The sequence below is a fragment of the Aliivibrio friggae genome, assembly GCF_057368515.1.
In genome coordinates this window covers 157,175-175,449 of sequence record NZ_CM170648.1, presented here as the reverse complement: position 1 = coordinate 175,449, position 18,275 = coordinate 157,175, and the positions used below count along the sequence as shown (strand labels likewise).

Sequence of the window (18,275 nt, the reverse complement as noted above, 5' to 3'; positions counted from 1 at the left end):
TATACAAAAATGAAGAAGATATATAAGACAATTTCATTTTTTATTTTGCCTTATAAATTTAAAAAGCATATTTTCAAATTTGGTTTGACTAGTTCTAGTAAAATCTGCATTCCATGATATTGCAGGGATGCTAAAACCACTTTTACGCCTATTCAATATTTCAATAGGAAGAACATCTTCATATGTCTTTTTTAACAAGCCTTTCAATTTACCCTCTACATAAATATTTTTTTCGGGAATAGAAAAAGCAAATTCAATTAGATTTTTACTAAGAAATGGAATTCTTGATTCGATAGAACAATCCATACTTACTCTGTCCACCTTTGTTAAGACACTTTCAGGCATAAAGCAATTAAAATCAATATACTGAAGATCTTTACGAGTAGCCTTTACTGAATCAAGGTCAAAAAATTGCCTGTAAAACCAATAATCATCATAACTTTTAGGGATATTGAATTCCCTTTTATATTTCATTTTCTCAGCCTTTGTCAGCCCGCCAAGCAGTCTTGTATAAAGGTCGAAACCTTCCAAAACATATTTTTTCTCTATAAAACGTACTAATTTAGTTGAAAATGGAAATAAAGTAGAAGTGAGCTTAAATATTTTTCCTAATTTAGAAAGATTAATCGCTCTATTAGATAATTTGTCATACTCTTCATACCATGCGTAACCACCAAATAATTCATCTGCACCATCTCCAGTCAATACTACCGTAACAGCTTCCGATGCTAGTTTCGATACATAATATGTAGGGTAGCAAGACGTATCTGCAAAAGGTTCATCATACCAATCGTATATTTTATTCTTTACTTCTGCATAACTATTTTTATCTAATATTTTTTCAACATGATTCGTTGACAGGCTTGACGCTATCATTTTAGCATATTTACTTTCATCTTTTATTTCATCATCAAAACCAATAGTGAAAGTTGACATATTATTTATTAATTGAGATGATATTGTACATACAACCGAAGAGTCAATTCCCCCACTAAGGAAAAAACCTACCGGCACATCGGAAACAATTTGCTCCGTTATAGATTCCCTTAGTAAAGTTCTTAATTTATCACAAAGTTCTTCGTCTTTTTTTGTTTCTAAGTCATTAGACTCTAATAGCCAATATTTTGTTGTGTAAAAAGAATTTGTTTCTATATCGAACTCTAATACTTCTCCAGGACAAAGTTTACTTATCTCACTATAATAACTCTTCGGGGCAGGTATATAGCCATATGTTAAAAAATCATAACATGCTGTCTGATTAATGGTGAAATTATCCTTTCCAAAGTAACTAATAATAGCCTTTAATTCAGAGGCCCACGAAAACTCACCATTATTTTTATAATATAAAGGTTTAATACCAGCTCTATCTCTTGCCAAATAGAGTTTGTCGTATTTTTTATCCAAAATAGATATTGCATACATACCATCTAATTTATCTAATAGCTTTTTAATTCCCCACTCAACGAATCCATGTAGAACAACCTCTGAATCTGACTCACTTTTAAAATTATATTTATTAGCCAATTCATCTCTAAGTTCAATATAATTATATATCTCACCATTAACAGCTATAACCAAGCTGTCATCTTCAGATACCATAGGTTGGCTACCATTTTCAGACAAGTCATGAATACTCAGTCTACTATGGCACATGGCTACATTATTATACTTATAGATACCCATTCCATCAGGCCCTCTATTTTTCATAGAATCTAAAGCTATTTTTAATTTTATTTCTTCTGGGTTATTATTTCCTGCAAAACCGAAAAGACCACACATTATATTAACTCTCTATCTAAAAGGTACTTTAAGCTCATAAAAACCCAAAATATATAAAAAATCACATATGCTATTGTTGCTCCAATAACATTGAACATTGGAACTAGAATAAGCAAAGCTCCAATATAGACTAACGTTGACACTAACTGGTTGTAAGTTGAACGTTTAAGTTCTCCAAGTGCCATGTAAATAGGACTGATCGGCAAAGATATTGTAGAAATGATGACAGCTAGAAGATAAATTTTTACAGGAAGAAGAGCTGATACATATTCATCTCCAAATACCATGGCTAAAATTACATCTCCATAAAGCAGTACGAACAAATAAGAGACAACACTAAAGAATACTAATATTTTTGTTATCTTATACGTAATAACCTTTAACTCATGTTTTTTTTCACTTTTAAGAATTTTAACAAACTCTGGGTATAAAGTTTGATAAATCGGATTGGCTAGTCTTCCAATTATACTTGAGAATTTAACTGCAATTTGATAAATCGCTACACTACTAGGCGATAATATATAACCAATTATAACAACATCTAATTTTCGGCTACTTACTCTTATTGATGTATCAAGATAATTGTACTTTAGAAATGATAATGCATATGTTGTTCGTAACTTAATAATAGTTTTTATAAAAGAGGTCTTGCTTGGTGGCAGCATTAAAAATGAAATTACAATGCTTAAAAAAGAAAAAAACATCAATACTGTAATTATATAAATCGACACACTTTGAATACTCATATCTAATACTATTAATATTAGGACTCCAATTAAAGTTACCAAAGCACTGGAAATTTCGAGATACGCTTGATATTTAAATTTATTGCTTAACCTAAAAACAGAGAAACTAACTTGTCCTGCATAAACAAGTCCAATAAAACTATATATTTTTACCACATCATCAAAACCATTTAGATCAAAAGCTATAACTAACATATGTGATATGTTAAAAATAAAAAAGCCAGCAACCAAACTAATTAACACTTCTAAAGATAACATTATGGCGAAAAGGTTTCGCTGTTCTGAAATAAATTTCTCTTCACTCATTAATTTTAATAAGCACTGCCAAGATTGAAGAGAAATGAACATACCGATAAACTCGAAGATCCCTCTCATTAGTAAATACGAGCCTACTATCTCAAGCGTAAAGTTTTTTGTAATCAAACTAATACTTACTAATATCAGAATAGATGCTGTTACAGATGACGTTAATAGTGTTGCACTATTTAATAATATTCTTTTTAACATAAAATAAACTATAGGCTGCAGAGCTGATAACTAGTGAAAAGGGAAGATGCCATACCTCTGTTTTGGTAAACAGCATACAAAGAAAAAATACACTTGGATAAAAACCTGAATATCTATATATTGGAATGAATAAAAATAACAGCCCTAAAAAACCTATCACTCCAAATGATATCCAAGAAGACATCCACATTCCCCCATCAGGTATAAGACAATTGCAAGGGTTAACTCCTATACCATAACCGAATATAAAATCATATATTTCACCATTTAAAAAAAAATTAAATATTTCATACCTACTATTCAGAGAATTATCACTTGAGTTTATCATATTTCCTATTCTCAATCCTATATAGCTAAATACCTTTTCCAAATGAGCACTAAAGAAAGAAATAGTAATGAATATTATAAAAATAAAAATAAAAATATTTCTTGGCCGCTTCATAAGTTTTAGCAAGCTTATTGTTGCAAGTAAAATAGATTGAAAAGATAGAGTAAAATAATAACTTATTGCTAAAATCACTTGATTCTTAGTTAAACTTTTATTTATAAATAATTTAAAAAACATTAAAGAAGAGAGTGATGTTGCGTAAGTACCAGGTTCAACATAAATCCCGCTCAACCTATAAATATCTTTTATGTTACCCGTTCCAGAAATTCGATTATCACGACCTAATAATTCTAATGGCGTAAAATAGTGAGGGTTTTTTAAAATATATAAAGAAATGAATTGATAAAGAAAGTAAAAAATATGGAGTACAAGTACAGCATCAACAAGACGTTCCATTCTAGAATTTTTTATACGTTTATAAAAGACAAGGCATACAAAAAAGAATGTAATATAATAGTTCAAGGCTTTAAAACTTTCTAGACTTACTCCAAACCTAATCGCCCCGTGCATAAATTGAAACACCAAAAACAAAAATATAGCTGATACTATAACTATACTATTTTTATTGTATTTATTACTTTGTAGCACCAAACTTAATATACATAATGATAAAATAACAATATATAAAATCGTAGTTTGATAATTTATTAAAGTACTTAATAATAATATAATAAAAACTATGAAGGTATCTATCTTAATATTTATTTGTATGCTTCTGAACATTTATATGCCCCCAGAAAATCAGCACTAGGTATATTTACTAATTATCTCTAAAGGGATGAAGTAAATAATATTTCACATTTAGAGATGTTTTATTCAAACAAATTTCAAATACCAAGGCATTACTTTATCAATACCTTGTTGTATATCAAATTCAGGTTCATACCCTAAGTTATTTTTTGCTTTGCTGATATCAGCTTGAGAATGACGAACATCACCAGTTCTAAATTCTCGGTAAGTTGGTTTACTTTGGTTCTCCAATCCATTACTTGCAAGCGAATTTTGAATGCTGCCATATAATGTATTCAGTGTTGTCCTATCACCCACAGCTACGTTGTATACCTGAGCCTTAGCCTCATCACTTGCCGTTGCAGCTAGAATATTCATTTGCACTGTGTTTTCGATAAAACAAAAGTCACGACTTGTTTCACCGTCACCATTGATGTATACCTCATCATGATTTATCAGATCAGCCGTCCAACGGGGGATTACAGCAGCATAAGCACCATTTGGATCTTGGCGCTTACCAAATACATTAAAATAACGTAATCCAATAACTTTAAAACCATAAGTACGATTATATACATCTGCATATAATTCGTTTACATATTTAGTCACCGCATAAGGAGATAATGGATTACCAATATTTTCTTCAACTTTAGGCAAAGCTGGATGATCACCATAAGTTGAACTTGATGCTGCATAAGTGAAACTTGTCACTTCAGCTTCTTTTGCAGCTTGCAGCATATTTAAAAAACCAGTTATATTAGCTGAGTTTGTCATAACAGGATTTGCAATAGACCGTGGCACAGAACCAAGCGCAGCTTGATGAAGTACGTAGTCAACACTTTTAAGCGCTTTCTCACAGTCTTTATATTCTCTTATATCACCTTCTATAAAAAAGAATTGCTTCCATTGTTCTTCTGAAACTAAGCTTTTTACTTCATCAAGGTTATATTTATGCCCTGTTGCAAAGTTATCTAAGCCGACTACTTTTTGATTAAGTTTCAATAGTGTTTCTAATAAGTTTGAGCCAATAAACCCAGCAACCCCTGTCACTAGCCATGTTTTAGGAGCGCTGAGTAACTCTTTTTTTATTTCATCAAACCGAGACATATCTATACCAATATTTAATTAATGACATTACTGTTAACGAAGCTATTAAACACACTTCGTTAACAAGAATAAATCTAAAGACTATAAACGCATATCCACTACATTCTTGTCTAACACATATTTTAAGTCATAAAGGACGTGCTCACTTTTACCCAGTTTGCGGATCGCCTTTGCACCTAGCTCTTTAAATTCATTGTGGCCTACCGCTAAAATGATAGCGTCGTAGTGATTCTGATTTAGCTGCTGCGTTAACGTTAAGCCATATTCATGCTGTGCTTCTTCACTCGAACACCACGGATCGGTGATATCTACGTTAATGTTGTATTCTTTTAACTCGTTAACAATATCAACAACTTTAGTATTACGTAAATCAGGGCAATTCTCTTTAAAGGTTAAGCCCATGACTAATACGTTAGCTCCTTCAACATGAATACGCTTCTTAAGCATTTTTTTCACTAGTTCAGAGACTACATATTGGCCCATACCATCATTTAAACGTCGACCAGCTAAAATCATCTCCGGATGATAACCTACAGTCTGCGCTTTATGTGTTAGGTAATAAGGGTCAACACCAATACAGTGACCACCGACTAAACCAGGACGGAATGGCAAGAAATTCCATTTAGTACCTGCAGCTTCAAGAACCTCTAGGGTGTCAATACCAAGCTTATTAAAAATAATCGATAACTCATTAATTAATGCAATATTTACATCTCGCTGAGTATTCTCAATTACCTTTGCTGCTTCTGCAACTTTAATTGACGATGCTTTATGAGTTCCTGCCGTAATAATTGTTTTATACACTTGATCAACAAACTCTGCGATTTCATCATTCGAACCACTAGTGACTTTTAATATATTAGTAACACGATGCTCTTTATCACCAGGGTTAATCCGCTCTGGAGAATACCCAGCAAAAAAATCTTGATTAAAAGTCATACCTGATACACGTTCAATCACTGGAAGACAAACCTCTTGTGTTGCACCAGGGTATACTGTTGACTCATATACGATAATATCGTCTTTTGAAATAATTGAACCTAGAGCTTCTGATGCCTTAACAAGTGGAGTTAGGTCTGGCTGTTTATGATCATCAATTGGGGTTGGTACTGTAACAATATAAAAGTTGCAGTCTTTTAGTTCTTTTAAGTTTGTAGTATAACTAAGATAAGTGGCTTCTTCTAATTCTTCTGAACTACATTCTAATGTTGAATCTTTACCAGATGTTAATTCATCAATTCGTACTTGATTGATATCAAAGCCAACTGTTTTATTCTTCTTTCCAAACTCAACAGCAAGTGGTAAACCCACATAGCCTAGACCAATAATTGCAATTTTTAGATTATCGAAAGTGACAGACATTTTTACCTTCTATAAATTTATATAAATATTTTATATATCTCCGTTTTTATTCTCACGGAGAGATCTTTATTCATCTAAGGACAGTCTAATTTGCTACTATCCCTTGTATAATACAAGCTTCCCTACATCCCAAAAAAGTCTCAATAAATCCTTTTGTTACTATAGATACTCTAGAGGAACAGGGTCCATGCACGAGTTGTTAAAATATGAAATTACAGCTAAGTACCAAATAATACCATCTATCTAGAATCTGTATTTAACGCACATTTTAGCTGTCGTTTCTTCAACGTTCCTTTTAAATTCACCAACTTTATAAAGTTAATACACATTTGCCTGATCCTAGACAAATTCTCTGCAGCATGCTGAATACATTATCTTACTATCGTCTTCTTCTATTACGCAATCCAACCACCAATGCATACTTTCTCCCCCCAATGGCCTCTGCATAACTTACCAAACTCTTCTGCTGATAATTTCTTAGATGATATAAAATATCTAATACCTAAAGAACCTGCATTACTTTTGTTATCTTTATTATAAGTCACTGCTATGCATAAACTTTCTAGACCATCTCAATCAACAGAGAAGTCTCCAAATACTTTTGTAAATGGTACAACATAATAAGACCTAACCATTTTTCTCCCACGCTTACCTGCTTCTTCCACTTGCTCATTTATCACACTCTAAATGAACAAATTGAGCAAAATAAAATTTATTTAAACCATATTATATAAGCGTTCTTGGTTGCCTTTCACAACTAATAAGTAATCACCGTCTCTATTAATAATACCTTCAGTAATTGACCTCTAGCAGTCCATTGTATCAAGGCTAATAATTCTATTTTTAACTTTACTCTTTCAAGAGTTGTCGTTATTTCATTGCTTTTGAAATTTGATTTTAATTGACCTAAAAGCAAGCTTGTATCGACAGAATAAGCATTTACCATATGAGTAAAGTATTTATTTTACTATAGTTATATATTACTCTTAATGATTCCCCATCAATCGCTACATAAGTCGTATGTAATGATTTTTCATGCTGAATATAATTATACCACCGTGTAAAACAAACTGAAAACTCATCAGTGTCAACCACACTCACTGTTTTAGCGATGGTGCCATCCTCTTTCAAACTCTCTGAAGTTACGTAACCATTCTAAGTTACACTCATCAAAGACTTCTATTTCTTTCCATTCTTTGTTTTAGAAAGGTATAGGTTCACATATTCATAATAATTAGTAGTGATTTTTTAAAAAATTTCACTTCGATTTCTGAAAAACACTGCGTTTTATACATGTGCCGGCCCTGATTTACTTATCACTCTCATAACTGTAGTTATAATACCCATAGCCATATGAGCTACTCGCTTTCTTCTCTACTGCATTCAAAATAAAGCCTTTCACTTCTATACCTGCATGCTCAAATCGATGTCTTGCTACTTCGATTTCTTTTACTGATGTTTGGTCAAAACGACCAACCATTAGCGTAGTTCCGGCTAATGCCCCAACAATGCTAGGATCTGTTACAGCAAGTACTGGCGGTGTATCAATAAGTACTAAATCATAATTAGCTGACGCCCAATCAACAAAATCACTAAAGCGTTTTTTCATTAGTAACTCTGATGGATTCGGTGGTATTTGACCACGCGTCATAACATCTAGGTTTTCAACTTCTGATGCTTGAATTGATTGCTCTAACGTCAGTTTACCAGACAGATAATCAGATAAGCCATTATCCCATTGCATACCAAAGTAGCGTTGCATATAACCTTTACGCATATCTGCATCAACAACCAATACTTTTTGTCCTGTCTTTGCGAGTACAGCTGCAAAGTTTACTGTTACAAATGATTTACCAATATTTGGCGCAGGGCCAGTAATCATTACGACGTTGTTTTTCGCTTCCATCATAGCAAAGTGCATACTCGTTCGTAGGCCACGCAATGCTTCGATAGATAAATCAGCAGGGTTTGATTCAGCAAGTAAAGTTTCTAAATGCTGAACCTTTTTCTTGTTGTAACGAATATCCAACTTTTCTTGCCAGTTTGATTTTGGAATACTAGCATAAACAGGAATACCTAACGCTTCAATCTCATCAGGGCTTTCTACACCACGATGAAATGCAGCTTTAACTAATACTAAAGCGACACTAAACATTCCACCAAGTAAAGTAGCTAAAACAACGATTAATGATTTTCTCGGTTTAACGGCAGCAGAATACGCTTGTGCACTATCTAGAATACGTACATTACCAACTGTGCCTGCTTTAAGAATACTCAGCTCTTGAGACTTATTTAATAATTGAATATAAATCTGTTGGTTTAACTCAACATCACGTTGTAGACGCAGAACTTCACGCTGAGTCTTTGGTAGTTTTTGTACTTGTTTATTAAAACGTACTTTTTCACCAAGAAGGACATTACGCTTATCAAGCAATGATTTATAAGCTGGGTGATCTTTAGTAAAACGCTGACTGATCTCACTCTCTTTAAACGTTAACTCATTTAATTGAGCTTCAAGTTTTACCATGCCATCTAATGCGGCACGTGCTTCTAAGCTTAAGTCCACAGACTTGCGCTCAGCTCGAAGATTATTTAGATTATCTTCAGAATTGATTAGCTTTTCTTTAATACTAGGTAATTGTTGCTGTAAAAACGCTAAACTCTTCTCTGCTTCTGCACTATCACGAGCAATGTTTTGCAAAAAGTAGTTTTGACTGACATTATTAAGGATTGCTTGGATTTTTACTTTATTTTCACCTTGCAGAGAAAACTGGAGCACATTAGATTGTTTACCACGTTCACTAATGACCAACCCTTTCTGTAATCCTAAAATTGCATCAAAACGTGAGATTTTAGCTACATTAAACAGATCACCCGTTTGGCCATTTAGTTGCATGACAAATAAATGATAATCTTGTTTATCTGCTAACTCACCAACAACACCCGAAAGCACTTTACGCTCTTCTGCATCAAATAGGCTGTAAGTTCCTTTTTCTGCATCATCAAGCACTAAAGTAAACGTCGGAACTTCTATATAAGAGGGGATATCAAAACGACTGATCTTAATCGCTTTAACTTCACCCATTAAACGAGATAAGCCTTTACCAAAAAAGGGCATGTATTGCGGCGCTGCAATAGTGGTTAAGTTTAACTTATCAACCGTCTCACCTAATATCATACGAGACTTGATGATCTCGATTTCAGTCACTGCTGAAGATTCAGAAGAAAACATATCACCCATATCGCCTACAAGAGAAGACATACCGCCACCACTTTTTTGTTCTACTTGAACAAGGGCATCGGCTTTATAGATAGGTGTAGATAGAAGTGCAAAAGCGATACCAGCAATAGCGAAAATAGTAGTTATACTGATAATAATCCAACGACCATCGATTAAGTATCCAAAGAGTTTGGATAGATCGATTTCATCGGAAGAAGATGACTCTCGATTAGAATTGATTACTTGCGACATGGAGATTCCAATAATTATAGATAAGGGCTAATAGATACATGTTTTTAGGGGATAGTTCCTCAAAACTAAACCTACAACTTCTTCACCCACTCGTGGGCTGCTTTTTCTATTAATCCGTAAGCATGCTCAAACGCTTCTCGGCTTTGTCTGTATGGGTCGGGAATATCTTGTTGCCCTATCCATTGACCAAATAACATAGTTTTGCTTCGAGCTTCTGGCGCTAAGCTGGTTACTGCTTTTTTGTGACCAACTTCCATAACTAAAATTAAATCATACTCACGACAAACTGCACTAGTAAGTTGACGAGCTTGGTGCCCCCCTAAACTAATACCATGTTTAGCAGCGATTTCTGTTGCCATTACATCTGCAGGCTTATTGACGAGACGACTTTTTTCAACAGCGACCCCTGCAGAATGAATGATTTTATTTGGTAATAGTTCTTTTAAAAGATGTTCACCAGTTGGTGAACGACAAATATTACCGACACACACGACTAAAATTTTATTAAACATATTATGGCCACGTCTTAACGCGTAACGCGCCTTCGGTTAGCTCATTAAAGCCAGTGATTGTTGGCATTAACTGCATGATTAAACGGTTCCAGCGGGTGATTGGCGCTGCTGTTACGTAGACTATGTCGTAAGGTTTTAAATCGAATTCTGTACCTATAATAAGGGCTGAGGCATCTTTGATATTTAACTGGTAAATGTCCGCCATACTATCTTGTTTTTTATCTTGGCTTGTTGCTCTGATGACGAAGACACCGGTTGCGTCTGCGGCTAATTCGTTGATACCGCCGACACTGCTTAATGCTTCGGTTAGGCTCATGCCTGAGCGATCCATTTTCAGTAACTGTGGATTTTTCACTTCACCCATAACGAATACTTTTTGCGTATCGTTGCGTGGGACATGAATAATATCGCCTGGTTGTAATAAACGGTTTTGGGTTAAATCACCACGTTGCATTAATGCATAAAGCGATAAGGTTTCTTCTTTACCATTACGCGTTAAGGTCACATTACGCCAATCGGCATTTTCAGCTAAGCCACCAGAGCGGTTAACTGCATCAAGTAAGGTAAGAGGAATGTTAGTGATCGGCTGTTGGCCAGGTTGTGTCACTTCTCCGGTAACGTAGGTTTTCTTTGAGCGAAAGGCTGCAACGTTTACATCAACTTGTGGGCTTTCAATAAAACGCTTTAGTTTGTTCGATACAATCGTTCTGATTTCACGAACGGTTTTACCTTCTACTTTTACTGTACCGATATAAGGATAGAAGATCGTACCATCAGCATGAACCCAGTTACCTGATTCACTAGAGCTACGATAAGAACCGGCAGGAATGGTTAATTCAGGGTGATCCCAAATCGTCACATTTAATATATCGCCAGGTCCTACGCGGTATTCGTATTTAGCGATTAATGCTTCTAGTTCAGGATTAGCTTGTGCTGATGTTTTTGCTGTTTGATATTTAGCGACTTGTTGAGGGGTTAATGCGTATACATTCACTTCTTCCGAAAATTGCTCTTCGTCCTCTTCTTGCTCTTGCTCTACGGAATGCTTATTTGTTGTTGAAATATGCGAGCCCGGAAAAACGGTACAACCACCAAGAAGGAGCAAGGTTAACCCAGCGAAAAGTGGTTGGTATTTTATGTTCATAAACATGATTTCGACTTAACTAGTAGAATTTGGATACGCTACCGCCCGGAGGTATAGGCACATTCCCTCTCAGCGCAATAACATAAATTAATCATGAACAGCTGCTATATTAACAAAAACAACAATACAATGTTAGCCTCGCATTCGCAGAAAAACATCAACGCTTTTATAAATAACAGATATCAATTAGCCGCGAATTATACAGATCACCACAACAACAGCAAGCACAAAAAAGCAAGGATAGCAATGATAAATCTATCAATAAGCCACTTAATTGACACAATTATTACTTATGCCACACTTTTTTTTGTAAAATAATGCCTATATCGGTTTATTTTCACTTACTCTATAGAGAATCCTGTGTTATTTTGCACGACGTTTACCTTTCCTTGAGTAAACTTTAATCAACACTTCATCAAATAATAAAGGTTAATCTTATGAAAAAGACTGCTATTGCTCTTATGCTAGCTATGACTGCTGGTTCTGCATTTGCTGCTGCTGAAGCAACAACTGCTGCTTCGACTTCTGGTTCTGCTGCTGGTACTGCAGGCGCTTCTGCTGCTGCTGCTGGTGCTGCTTCAACTACGGCTATCGCTGTAGGTGCTGCAGCTGCAGTTGCTGTTGTTGCTGTTGCTGATTCGGGCTCAAACTCTACAACGACTACAGCTTCTAAGTAATTTAGTTTCTCGTTGTAGAATTAAGGGACGAGATTTTAGTGGCTAGGTTCTAGGCTCTACTTCTCGTCCCTTTTTACTCGTCCCTAGTATCTTAGACCCCTCTTATTTTTATAACCAAAGAGCCTCTTGTGTTTAAATATCTCACTATATTAACCAGCCTTCTCTTACTCTCCGCCTGCACTCAAAAGTTTAATGATGTGAATGCGACCCTTGATGAAGCACTCTTTGGTGCAGAAGATGTGGCATTAACTTCTGATAAAATCGCTGAATTGCCTTATGCGAGTAGTTTTGTTCGTATTAATGATGGTGCGCAGTTGTTTATGGTATTGGCGTTTGCAGAGCCAAACCCAGCAACAGGGATAATGCAGTTAAAATGGCTCTCTTCTGATAAAGCGATGATAGTGACTGAGAATGGACGTGTAGTAAAAACACTTGGCTTGGCTCAAGCGAATTTACAATCGATAGAGCCGAGTACTAAAACAGCGCCAAGTTTCGCTGAACTATTACAAAAACAAATTAGCAGAAATGCGAGCTATAGCTGGAAAACCACCAATCACTACCTTTACCACTATCAAGCTGACATCACTCCTATTATCTCTACCTCTGAGTTTATCTCCACCCCGTTATGGCAAAAGCAAACCAAGTTAGTCTATGAAACGGTCAATATTAAAAGTTTGGATACCTCTTTTACTAATCGCTATTGGGTAGATAAACAAGGCGATGTCGTAAAAAGCGTTCAATATTTAGGTCCCAAGTTAGGGAAGATTGAAATGACCATATTAAAACCCTTCTCTTTATAGGTGACTTATCATGCTACGTTTTTTCCTTTACTTTCTATTTATTAGTGCCTCTGCTATTGCAAATACAACTGACAGCGACACTCTAACGGTCACCTTAGATAAACAATCACTCCAATTAAACTACCCGCAGCCAACAAGAATGGTCACGGTACTTAACGATTATTACGCCAATACTGAAGATGACTTTTATCTGCTAGGTGCGGTATTAAGTAATGATGACAAACAACATGAGATTGATGATTTAAAAACTCAGATCATTAATCAACTCCAACAAGTTGAGAATAGCAAAGCGTTCGTTTCTCAGCTCAATACTTTCTCTTATACTTCTCGAGTTTTTACTTCTTTAGATCGCGATCGAGTTCGTATTAATAATAGCTATAACCCCCTTTTTTCTGGACACTACACATTAAGCACCTCGACAATACCCAACGCCATTACGGTTATTGGTGCGATTGAATCTGACTCTCCTATTGTATTACCATTAATAGAGCACGCCTCGGTTGATAATTATCTAAAGCAAGTCGAACTATCTACTCATGCTGACAACACTCAAATCGCAGTGATTCAACCTGGTGGTATAGTTCAAATCACCGAATTTACCATTTGGAAAAACAACCCTGTTTATTTAGCTCCTGGTGCTATTGTTTACGTACCTTTTTCCTCGTTACCGTCTGAATTAATCTCATTAAACGAGTCAATCATCCAACTTTTGCGCAATAAGGCATTGTGATTATGAAACCTTTTCCATTCACTCTTTCTGTCGCTACTAGCCTTGTCGCTTCTGTACTTCCTTATACTGTTTATGCGTATGAAGTCGATGAAACCCAATTTGAACCAGTCACATTATCTACCTCTCAAACTGATTTTGGTGGCGTTGGTTTAATGCAAATGCCTTCTGGCCGAATGGCTCCTGAAGGTGAGTTCAATATTGGGGCTAGCATTAATAATGAATACCATTTTTATAATATTTCATTACAAGTAATGCCGTGGCTAGAAACTACCATTCGATACACCATGACGCAGGATATGAAATACAGCAGTGATCCTGAATTCAGTGGTGATACTGCTCATACCGATAAAGGCATCGATTTTAAAATCCGTTTACTCGAAGAGAGCACTTGGTTACCTGAAACCTCTATTGGTATTCGTGATTTTGGTGGTACGGGTCTATTTGATGGTGAGTTTGTTGCTGCAACCAAGCGTTTTGGCAATCTTGATGTCACTCTAGGTATGGGTTGGGGCTATCTTGGACAAAGTGGCAATATTACTAACCCATTTTGTAAAGCATCAGACAAATACTGCTCTAGAGAGGCTAGCTTTAAAGGCAATGGTGGCAGTGTTGATTTCGAACGTTGGTTTAAAGGTCCTGCCGCTATCTATGGTGGTTTAGAGTATCAAACGCCTTATCAACCACTGCGTTTAAAAATAGAATATGACGCGAACGATTACAGCCAAGATTATCCTGTAAAAGGTGGCGTTGCAGATATGACTCAGCATACACCTTGGAATGTGGGTGTGTTGTATGGCTTTGGCGATTGGGGTGATTTGAAACTGAGCTATGAGCGGGGTGATACCTTAACGCTTGGTTTTAATCTAACCACCAACTTTAATACTATGCGTGCTATTTGGCGTGATGAACCCATTGCAGCTTACTCAGCCTCAAATGCAGAGTCAATTAATGAGGTTGATTGGCAACGAGTAAATCAGCAGCTTAATAACAATGCAGGTTATGAAGAGAGCCAAATCTATGCTAACGATAATTCCGTTACTATCGTAGCGACACAAACCAAGTATCGTGATGGTGATAAAGGTCATGATCGTGCTGTTCGTATTTTGGCAAATAATATTCCTACTACGATTTCAACTTACCGCATTATTGAAACCAATCAATCGATGCCAATATCTGAAACGACTATCGATGCAGAACAATATAAGAAAGTAGCAAACAACGAATATTTTCATGCTGATATTACCGATGCAAGTCAAACCGATGAGGTAACGTATACCCCTTCTGATGATGAGCTAAAAAGTAATAATTTAGAGCGTTGGGATTATTCAATCTCTCCTACATTAGCGCAATCTATTGGTAATGCAGAAGATTTCTATTTATACGCACTTGGTGTCAATACTGATGCATCCATCTGGCTAACGGATAAGGTTCAATTCTCTGGAGGTTTGTATTTTAATATTATCGATAACTACGATAAGTTTAATTACATCACACCACCTGATGGCACGGGTGATTCAGCTCCTCGTGTTCGTACTATGTTTAGAGCGTATGTTCATGATAACCCAGTACGCTTAAACTCACTGCAACTGACTTGGTTTGAAGAGTACGGTTCAGGTTTATATAGCCAAGCCTATGCCGGTTATTTAGAAAGCATGTTTGGTGGAATTGGTTCTGAAATAATGTATCGCCCATTAAACAGTAATTGGGCTGTTGGTGTCGATGCAACTTACATTAAGCAGCGCTCACCGGATAGTTGGTTTGGCTTTTACGAACAGGATTTCCAATCTGGCGGTACTGATGGCAGTGACTACACGGTAGTTTCGAGTGGCATGACGGGTTTTGTGACCGGTTATTATGCCCCTCAATGGTCTTTCTTAAAAAATACCTTATTTAAAGTCGGTGTAGGTCAATTCTTGGCAGGCGATAAAGGCACACGCATTGATTTCTCGAAGCAGTTTGATTCGGGTGTTATTGCCGGTGCTTACGCAAGCTTTACCGATTTATCAGCTGAAGAGTTTGGTGAAGGCAGCTACACCAAAGGTTTCTATATCTCGATCCCGTTTGACATCATGACGGTGAAACCAAGTAAGAACCGCGCAATGTTTAACTGGCAACCACTGACACGTGATGGTGGACAGATGTTGAATAAACAGCATGAGTTGTATGAGCTGACAGATGAGAGATCGCCGTGGTTTACGAAAAAAGGACTTTAGGGGCTAGTAAAAGCAGGGGCTAGGGACGAGTAAGAGCGGAAGAATCAAAGATAAGGTTCAGATCGCTTCGCTGGCAGAGTTCAGAGGTGTTGACTTTAAGTATATAGATTACCACTATTACCTCTGAACTCTGCAAAGGAGCTTACGACCGAACTGAATCCTAAGCTCCTAATCTTCTTTTCTAAACGCAAATCTAATCAAAACAATCGCGACACCTAACATACCGCCAAGTAGAGTTCCCAATACAGCTATCAACGCACGTTTTGGTTTATCACGACTGAATGGTTGCTCTACATTTTCTAAGTAACGGAAAGATTGAAATTTAATATTTCGATCAATTTTCATGTTTTTCAACATCTCTAGTTTTGCATCAATTTGCTGTAATTTTGGTTCTATAACTGTTAAATTTTCCAGCGACTTTAGAGCTTTAATTTTTGCATTCAGGGCTTGTGAGCCTAATTCAATCGCAAATAATTCATTACTTCCCATGTTTTGCATAGGTTTACTTACTTCAGCCGCTTTAGCTATCTCTAACGCATATTGAGAACGCTCAATTTCAACAGCTAATCTGTTCTTTGCTTGAGTTTCTAAGATATTTTTTTGTTGACGCAGTTCATTACGCTTACCATTAACCATCGCTTGAAGGTTATTCAACTCATCATTAAATACAATTGCTTTGACTGACGTAATATACTCATTTAATAATGTATAACTACTTTCTTTTGTCGTCGCTTGTAAGCTTATATTAAATGGAGATAACTCTGCTTTTTTATTATCAGCTACCGCACTTATCTTTTGAAACCATTCTGAATATAACTTACGAGTAGCTTCTTTCTTATCTGTGTCTGTGTCTGTGTCTGTGTCAAGTTTTGCTTTAAAAGACTGAAACTCGACACTTCCATCTAAAAATTTCTTTTTATTATTTGATGAATTATAAGCACTCACAAAGTTTTGAAATAACACTTCACTGTCAACTAGTGAATCCAATGCTTCACTAACTAGAACCGTTCCATCATCTTGGTAAATATCAAAGACAGGCTGAAACTGCTTTACTTGATCACGGTATTCCGCAAAGTTATACACTTGAGGAGCCATAATTTTAGCTTTTGATGACCACCACTCTTGGGCTGTAACTGCGTAGCACACAGCACCAATCGCGAATACCAAGGTACATAAAATAATGGTAAGTTTCCCTTTCCATAGCGCCATAAATAGTTCTTTAAGATCAATCTCATCATTCTGAAATGATGGCGGCTGAGGGTACTGCTGAAATTGTTGTGGTGATTGATTATTCATATTCTTCCAAATTTTGTTTTTGTTTTTGTTTTTGTTTTTGTTTTTGTTTTTGTTTTTGTTTTTGTTTTTGTTTTTGTTTTTGTTTTTGTAAATTATATACGAGTTTACATAGCTAGAGGCAATAAAAACAAGAAAAGAGTTCCGATCGTTTCGCTAGCAGAATTCTATAATCTACCCTTATAATGTGCTTCTAATTCTAAAATCTGTACTCTACCCTTCTCTGTCGCCATTGGTCTAACTACATTCAACATTTGCAACATACCTTGATAGATTATGTTTTCTGTTATCTCTTTGTCAGAAAGTAAAGCTGTCTGATAATTGATCCAACAAGAGGCAACTAAATGCAGGGTTTTAGTTAATGCTTGTAGCTCATCATCTTCAAGTGCTATTAGACCAGAATCACGAAAATTATTCATAATCGCTATTAAGTTATCGTGCAGTGCGAGTTGGGCTTTAGTATATTTTAGTTTTAGTTTTTCATCTCTGCTCAAAATATCAGGTAAATTGGCATAAAAAAAACGGTAGTTCCACATCAACTCAAAAATCGAATCTAAATAACTTAGCATGATCTGCACGCTAGGCATGTTCGATTGGTCGTCCTCCGCCATCGGCTTAAAGCGTATTTTTAGCTCTTGCGCGTAGTTATCAAAAATCCCATTAATGATCTCTTCTTTGTTTCCAAAGTGGTAATAAAGGTTACCTGGACTGATCTCTAGATGGGCAGCGATATGATTGGTGGTGATGTTTCGCTCACCGTTTTGGTTGAAAAGAGTTAAGGCACCGAGGATTATTCTATCTTTTGTTTTCATGTTC

At 35.8% G+C, this 18,275-nt stretch carries 15 protein-coding genes; 4 read left to right on the top strand and 11 right to left on the bottom strand.

The features are described 5' to 3' along the window. Positions 1-33: 33 nt before the first annotated feature. The 9 genes from asnB to AC2INI_RS00715 form a co-directional block, all read right to left on the bottom strand. Positions 34-1,779: an asparagine synthase (glutamine-hydrolyzing) gene (gene asnB, locus AC2INI_RS00755; protein WP_486305125.1), complete on the bottom strand. Its 1,746-nt coding sequence runs from the start codon at positions 1,777-1,779 to the stop codon at positions 34-36. Further along, positions 1,779-3,032 carry a lipopolysaccharide biosynthesis protein gene (locus AC2INI_RS00750; RefSeq protein WP_486305124.1) on the bottom strand — a complete coding sequence of 418 codons (1,254 nt, stop codon included), beginning with the start codon at positions 3,030-3,032 and terminating at the stop codon, positions 1,779-1,781. Before AC2INI_RS00750 ends, asnB begins: the two co-directional genes overlap by 1 nt. Next, complete coding sequence (locus AC2INI_RS00745; RefSeq protein ID WP_486305123.1) at positions 3,007-4,143, bottom strand: hypothetical protein; 1,137 nt, start codon at positions 4,141-4,143, stop codon at positions 3,007-3,009. Before AC2INI_RS00745 ends, AC2INI_RS00750 begins: the two co-directional genes overlap by 26 nt. A gap of 93 nt (positions 4,144-4,236) precedes the next feature. Continuing rightward, on the bottom strand, positions 4,237-5,256 hold the full coding sequence (locus tag AC2INI_RS00740; protein ID WP_486305122.1) for an NAD-dependent epimerase/dehydratase family protein: 1,020 nt from the start codon (positions 5,254-5,256) through the stop codon (positions 4,237-4,239). 81 nt (positions 5,257-5,337) lie between these two features. Further along, positions 5,338-6,618 carry a Vi polysaccharide biosynthesis UDP-N-acetylglucosamine C-6 dehydrogenase TviB gene (gene tviB / locus AC2INI_RS00735; protein ID WP_486305121.1) on the bottom strand — a complete coding sequence of 427 codons (1,281 nt, stop codon included), beginning with the start codon at positions 6,616-6,618 and terminating at the stop codon, positions 5,338-5,340. 395 nt (positions 6,619-7,013) lie between these two features. Further along, entirely contained in the window at positions 7,014-7,163 is a 150-nt protein-coding gene (locus tag AC2INI_RS00730; protein WP_486305120.1) for a hypothetical protein, read from the bottom strand. Positions 7,164-7,927: 764 nt separating this feature from the next. Next, positions 7,928-10,090 (bottom strand): polysaccharide biosynthesis tyrosine autokinase, encoded by a 2,163-nt coding sequence (locus tag AC2INI_RS00725; RefSeq protein WP_486305119.1) that lies wholly within the window; start codon positions 10,088-10,090, stop codon positions 7,928-7,930. Positions 10,091-10,161: 71 nt separating this feature from the next. Further along, positions 10,162-10,602 (bottom strand): arsenate reductase/protein-tyrosine-phosphatase family protein, encoded by a 441-nt coding sequence (locus AC2INI_RS00720; protein ID WP_486305118.1) that lies wholly within the window; start codon positions 10,600-10,602, stop codon positions 10,162-10,164. A 1-nt stretch (position 10,603) separates the two neighbouring features. Continuing rightward, the gene (locus tag AC2INI_RS00715) at positions 10,604-11,746 is read right to left on the bottom strand and encodes a polysaccharide export protein (RefSeq protein WP_486305677.1); all 1,143 of its coding nucleotides are present in this window, start codon (positions 11,744-11,746) and stop codon (positions 10,604-10,606) included. Between the two features lie 437 nt (positions 11,747-12,183). On the opposite strand from AC2INI_RS00715, the gene AC2INI_RS00710 reads away from it, so the two are divergent. The 4 genes from AC2INI_RS00710 (at position 12,184) to AC2INI_RS00695 (ending at position 16,166) form a co-directional block, all read left to right on the top strand. Next, positions 12,184-12,423, top strand: a complete 240-nt coding sequence (locus AC2INI_RS00710; RefSeq protein ID WP_486305117.1) for a hypothetical protein — start codon at positions 12,184-12,186, stop codon at positions 12,421-12,423. 197 nt (positions 12,424-12,620) lie between these two features. Beyond that, positions 12,621-13,223, top strand: coding sequence for a YjbF family lipoprotein (locus tag AC2INI_RS00705; RefSeq protein WP_486305116.1), 603 nt, complete (start codon positions 12,621-12,623; stop codon positions 13,221-13,223). Between the two features lie 10 nt (positions 13,224-13,233). Beyond that, entirely contained in the window at positions 13,234-13,953 is a 720-nt protein-coding gene (locus AC2INI_RS00700; protein WP_486305115.1) for a capsule biosynthesis GfcC family protein, read from the top strand. A gap of 2 nt (positions 13,954-13,955) precedes the next feature. Continuing rightward, the gene (locus AC2INI_RS00695) at positions 13,956-16,166 is read left to right on the top strand and encodes a YjbH domain-containing protein (RefSeq protein WP_486305114.1); all 2,211 of its coding nucleotides are present in this window, start codon (positions 13,956-13,958) and stop codon (positions 16,164-16,166) included. Between the two features lie 168 nt (positions 16,167-16,334). Here the strand turns inward: AC2INI_RS00695 and AC2INI_RS00690 are convergent, their stop codons facing one another. After that, positions 16,335-17,462, bottom strand: a complete 1,128-nt coding sequence (locus AC2INI_RS00690; protein ID WP_486305113.1) for an LPS O-antigen chain length determinant protein WzzB — start codon at positions 17,460-17,462, stop codon at positions 16,335-16,337. A gap of 164 nt (positions 17,463-17,626) precedes the next feature. After that, positions 17,627-18,271, bottom strand: coding sequence for a TetR/AcrR family transcriptional regulator (locus AC2INI_RS00685; protein ID WP_486305112.1), 645 nt, complete (start codon positions 18,269-18,271; stop codon positions 17,627-17,629). Between the last annotated feature and the right edge of the window lie 4 nt (positions 18,272-18,275).